We start from the raw sequence: 4,945 nt of genomic DNA, 5'->3' as shown, positions 1-4,945 counted from the left end.
CACGGTTTTACTGAAATTCACCTCCCACTTTCACTTCGTTTAGAAGTGGGAGACTTCTTTCGGAAAGATGTTAAAACCACCCGTTTCCGTCACCGCTCAGCCCGACAGACCGCTTTTACGTCTTCAATCACGCGATCCGCTTCCTCCCAAGAAGCAATGGACGCACCGGCTGCGAGCGGATGGCCGCCGCCGCCGTAGCGTTTGGCGACCACATTGATGACCGGCCCTTTGGAACGGAAGCGGACGCGGATTTCCCGTTCTTCCTCAATGAAAAACACCCAGGCGACAATGCCGTCAATATTGCCGAGCAAACTGACGAGCTGCGACGCCTCAAGCGGGGTGACGCCGTATTCCTCAAGCAGCGCCCGCGGCATTTTCACAGCCGCCACCCCTTCCTCGATCATAAAGTTCGACAACACATAACCGCTTAAGCGGGCGAGCGGCAAGCTCGTCCGATACAATCCGTCGTACAATTCCGTCAGCGAAAAGCCGTACGAAATGAGCTCCCCAGCGTAGCGGAACGTTTTTTCACTTGTGCGCGGAAACAAAAAGCGGCCCGTATCGCCGACAATGCCGGCGTAAATGAGACGCGCCGCCTCAACGGTCATCGTCAACCCTTCCTCTTTCCCCGCCAAATAAAACTCATAAATCATCTCGCTTGTCGAACTGGCGGCGGTATCGACCCACATAATGTCGCCATACGGCGTGTCGTTCGGGTGATGGTCAATTTTAATGAGCTTTCGCCCGAGCCGATAGCGGCTGTCGCAAATCCGCTCCTCATTAGCTGTATCGCAGACGATCACGAGCGCCTGCGCGTACACAGAATCATCAATGACATCCATGTTCCGCAAAAACGACAGCGACGGATCGTCCGTTCCGACCGCGTACACCCTTTTTTTCGGAAACGACGCCCGAAGCAACGCCGCCAACCCGCCTTGCGACCCGTACGCGTCCGGGTCCGGGCGAACATGGCGGTGGATGATGATCGTGTCAAATTCACGAATCGCATCAAGAATTTGTTGATGAACCGGTTTCATTCGTTCTTCCCCTTTAGTCACCTGTCATATTCAACCGCTGGCATTTTTCCCTGCTTCTATGTACAATGAAAAAAGAAATGAACAACGGAGGGACCCAACCATGCCAGCCTTGGTTATTTTCATTATATTTTCCTTTTCGTTTTACGTCTATTATAAAATCCGCTACGTCCGCTCCCATCGTCCGATGGAACGCCGCTTTCTCTCAGCGAAATCGAGCATGGCGCTTGGACTGTTCGTTGCCTTGTTCGGGATCAACCAATTGTTTTTGTATCAGACAACCGTGACCTATATCATCTGCGCCATTTTTATCGCCTTAGGCTTCGGGAGCGTTTGGGCCGGCTACCGCGCCTACCGCTGCTATCTGCCGCAGGCGGTCGAAGAGGCAAAGGAAGCGGCAAAACAAGGGTAATGCCGTTTGGCGTATGCGCCGGTCAACGATAAAGGAAAAGGATGTTCCCATAAGGAAGTGGACATCCTTTTTTTCCTTTACCGTTTATCGGTCGATCAGCTGGCACATCATCATCGCTTTGCCGACAAGATCGCCTTCGTTATACACTTCGACATCCACTTTCCCGAACTTGCGCCCGAGCTCTAAAAGCTTTGCCCGCACGTCGACCGTGCTGTCGATTTGCACCGGCTTGATGAAGTAAATCGTGATATTTTCCATCACCAAATCGCCGCGTTTGTACGCGCGAAGCATGCGCGCCGCTGCTTCGGTGACGATTGTCGTAAACACGCCGTACGAGAGCGTCCCTAAATAGTTCGTCATCTGCGGCGTAATCGTGCAGCGAAACAGCGTTTCTTTGTCGCCTGACTCACGAAACTGGGCGGTGATGAGATCATCGATCGTCTCCCCGACTTGCGGCTGACGCTGCGCCATTTGCAGCGCTTTTAACACGTCTTGGCGGCTGATGATCCCTTGCAGCCGGTTATAGTCATCCACCACCGGGAGAAGCTCAATTCCTTCCCATACCATAATATGAGAAGCAAACGCCACTGACGTTTTTCCGTTCACCGTAATCGGCTGCTTCGTCATCACCTTTTCGATCGGCAGCTGCCGGTCGACATCCAGCACGTCTTTTGCCGTCACAACCCCTTGCACTTTCAGCTCATCATCGACGACCGGGAACCGGCTATGGCGCGTCTCTTTGTTCAACGCATACCACCGCTCAATCGGATCATGGATGCGCAAGTACGCTGTTTTGTCAAGCGGAATGAGAATATCCTCGACCAACACAATTTCTTTTTTGATGAGCTGGTCGTAAATCGCCCGGTTGATCATCGTCGCGACCGTAAACGTGTCATAGCTCGTCGAAATGATCGGCAGCTGCCGCTCATCGGCGAGCTTTTTCACGTGGTCGGCCGTGTCAAACCCGCCGGTGATGAGCACGGCCGCCCCCGCCTGAAGCGCCAGCTCGTGCGCCTTCGTCCGGTTGCCGACGATAAGCAAATCCCCTGCGCCCGTATAGCGCATCATCGCCTCCAGCTGCATGGCGCCGATGACAAAACGGTTGAGCGTCTTATGCAGCCCTTCACGTCCGCCAAGCACTTGGCCGTCCACAATGTTGACAACCTCAGCGTACGTAAGCTTCTCAATGTTTTCCTTCCGTTTCTTCTCAATCCGGATCGTGCCGACGCGTTCAATCGTGCTCACATACCCTTTGTTCTCGGCGTCCTTGATCGCCCGGTACGCCGTCCCTTCGCTTACGCCCATTTCCTTGGCGATCTGCCGGACAGAAATTTTCTCGCCGATCGGCAGCCGGTGAATGTATTCCAAAATTTGCTCGTGTTTTGTCGCCAACGGTTCTTCACCCTTTACGCATTGTTACCTCCATTATACAGGGCGCAGCGGCGGGGATTCAACGGTCGCGCCGGCCATCAGAAAGCGCCCTTCCCGAAGCGGGAAGGGCGTCTCTGTTACAGCTCGATGCTTTCCCCCGGTTTCAACGCGCGGCCGACGCCCGGCGGGAGGAGCGAGACGAACCGCTCGGGGTCTTGGGCGATCGGCGGGAACGTGTTGTAATGGATCGGCACGACGAGTTTCGCCCCGAGCCACTCGGCGGCGACCGCCGCGTCTTCCGGCCCCATCGTGAAGCTGTCCCCAATCGGCAAAAAGGCGACATCGATGTTATGGCGCTCGCCGATCAGCTTCATGTCGGAAAACAGCCCAGTGTCGCCGGCATGGTAGATCGTTTTGCCTTCGGCCGTGAACAAAATGCCGGTCGGCATGCCTAAATAAATGATTTGCTTGTCGTCCGTCACAAACCCGGAGCTGTGGAACGCCTGCGTGAACTTGACCGTGCCAAAGTCAAATTCGCGCGCCCCGCCGATGTTCATGCCAAACGTCTCGACGCCTTGCCAGCTTAAATACGTCGCCAGCTCAAATGTGGCCACGACAAGGGCGTTGTTCCGCTTGGCGATTTCAACCGTATCGCCGACATGATCCCCGTGCCCGTGCGTCAACAAAATGACATCCGCTTTCACATCCGCCGCGTTCAAATCGGTCGTCGTGTTGCCGGTGATGAACGGGTCGATCAAAATCGTTTTTCCGTTCGTCTCAATGCGGACGACCGAATGGCCATGGTAGCTGATTTTCATCGTCACATCTCTCCTTTCCACTACACATGATTCGCCGCCGCCCATCCATTTCCTTCTTTTCCCGCCTGTCCATTTACAAACGGCCCGTTTCTTGATACGCTCAAAATGGACGATCACGAAAAAAGGAAGGAAGGGAACGATGAACCAACGGCTGCAAGCATTTTCCTCTTGGCTTCAACAACAACATAGTTCATTCGCCTTCATCACGTCAAGCGCCAACGTCTTTTATTTGAGCGGATTTCGGTGCGACCCGCACGAGCGGCTGCTGGCGCTTTTGGTTTTCCCTGACAGCGAGCCCGCGCTCGTCTGTCCGCAAATGGAAGCGCCGCGCGCCCGCCGGAGCGGCTTTGGGTATACGGTGATCGGCTACGACGACAGCACTGACCCGTGGAACGAGATCCGCCGCCATCTCGAAGCGCGCGGCATCAAGGCCGTCTCGATTGCCGTTGAGAAAAACGATTTGTCGTTCGCCCGTTTCGAGCGTCTCTCGGCATTGTTTCCAAACGCCAAGTGGCACGACGCCGAAGAAAAGCTGCGCCAGCTTCGCCTGATCAAGGATGAGCAGGAAATGAAGGTGTTGCGCCAGGCGGCGGAACTTGCCGACAAAGCGATCGAAATCGGCGTCTCGGCCATCCGCCCGGGCGTGACGGAGCTCGAACTTGTCGCCGTTATTGAATATGAGCTGAAAAAACTCGGCGTTGAAGGGATGTCGTTTCCCACGACCGTGCTCACGGGCGCAAAATCAGCCGATCCGCACGGCGTGCCGGGAACGGCGGCGGTCGCACCGGGGGATTTCGTGCTGTTCGATTTAGGCGTCATCGTCGATGGGTATTGCTCCGACATTACCCGCACCGTCGTCTGTCAGACGGCAAGCGACGAACAGCGGCTCATTTACGATACCGTTCGGCGCGCCCAGCAGGCGGCGATCGACGCCTGCCGCCCGCAAACCGCGATGGGCGAGATCGACCGCGCCGCCCGAAACGTCATCGAACAAGCCGGCTACGGAGACTATTTCACCCACCGCGTCGGGCACGGCTTAGGGATCGAGATCCACGAATACCCATCGCTTCATGGCGCCAACAACGAACCGCTCGCCCCCGGCATGGTGTTTACAATCGAACCGGGCATTTACGTCCCATCCATCGGCGGCGTGCGCATTGAAGACAACGTCGCGGTCACGGATCATGGGGTTGAGGTATTGACGTCGTTTTCGAAGGAGTTGATCATTGTTTAACATCTTTCCGAAAGAAGTCTCCCACTTTGAAACGAAGTGAAAGTGGGAGATGAATCTCGGTTGGCGTCAGCCAACG

At 55.5% G+C, this 4,945-nt stretch carries 5 protein-coding genes; 2 read left to right on the top strand and 3 right to left on the bottom strand.

All coding sequences use genetic code 11. The annotated features are described in order from the left end of the window. Nucleotides 1-89: 89 nt before the first annotated feature. Nucleotides 90-1,037 carry a bifunctional oligoribonuclease/PAP phosphatase NrnA gene (locus tag I656_RS00860; protein ID WP_013524308.1) on the bottom strand — a complete coding sequence of 316 codons (948 nt, stop codon included), beginning with the start codon at nucleotides 1,035-1,037 and terminating at the stop codon, nucleotides 90-92. A gap of 100 nt (nucleotides 1,038-1,137) precedes the next feature. On the opposite strand from I656_RS00860, the gene I656_RS00865 reads away from it, so the two are divergent. After that, complete coding sequence (locus tag I656_RS00865) at nucleotides 1,138-1,446, top strand: YtpI family protein (RefSeq protein ID WP_013144507.1); 309 nt, start codon at nucleotides 1,138-1,140, stop codon at nucleotides 1,444-1,446. Nucleotides 1,447-1,530: 84 nt separating this feature from the next. Here the strand turns inward: I656_RS00865 and I656_RS00870 are convergent, their stop codons facing one another. Together I656_RS00870 and I656_RS00875 are read right to left on the bottom strand one after the other, a co-directional pair. Continuing rightward, nucleotides 1,531-2,838, bottom strand: a complete 1,308-nt coding sequence (locus I656_RS00870) for a CBS domain-containing protein (RefSeq protein WP_020756778.1) — start codon at nucleotides 2,836-2,838, stop codon at nucleotides 1,531-1,533. 116 nt (nucleotides 2,839-2,954) lie between these two features. After that, complete coding sequence (locus tag I656_RS00875; RefSeq protein ID WP_021322125.1) at nucleotides 2,955-3,635, bottom strand: metal-dependent hydrolase; 681 nt, start codon at nucleotides 3,633-3,635, stop codon at nucleotides 2,955-2,957. Nucleotides 3,636-3,774: 139 nt separating this feature from the next. Between I656_RS00875 and I656_RS00880 the strand changes: the two genes are divergently transcribed. Then, nucleotides 3,775-4,869, top strand: coding sequence for a Xaa-Pro peptidase family protein (locus I656_RS00880; RefSeq protein WP_033006770.1), 1,095 nt, complete (start codon nucleotides 3,775-3,777; stop codon nucleotides 4,867-4,869). Nucleotides 4,870-4,945 lie beyond the last annotated feature (76 nt).

It is taken from the genome of Geobacillus sp. WSUCF1, from assembly GCF_000422025.1.
In the GTDB taxonomy this organism is placed as follows: domain Bacteria; phylum Bacillota; class Bacilli; order Bacillales; family Anoxybacillaceae; genus Geobacillus; species Geobacillus zalihae.
Note: the sequence above shows the minus strand (reverse complement) of the source record. Positions and strands in the feature narration are given on the sequence as shown.

Excerpts from the sequence above, each read along its gene's own strand:
- I656_RS00880 (WP_033006770.1), top strand. The coding sequence starts at position 3,775 with ATGAACCAACGGCTGCAAGCATTTTCCTCTTGGCTTCAACAACAACAT.
- I656_RS00865 (WP_013144507.1), top strand. The coding sequence starts at position 1,138 with ATGCCAGCCTTGGTTATTTTCATTATATTTTCCTTTTCGTTTTACGTC.
- I656_RS00875 (WP_021322125.1), bottom strand. The coding sequence starts at position 3,635 with ATGAAAATCAGCTACCATGGCCATTCGGTCGTCCGCATTGAGACGAAC.
- I656_RS00860 (WP_013524308.1), bottom strand. The coding sequence starts at position 1,037 with ATGAAACCGGTTCATCAACAAATTCTTGATGCGATTCGTGAATTTGAC.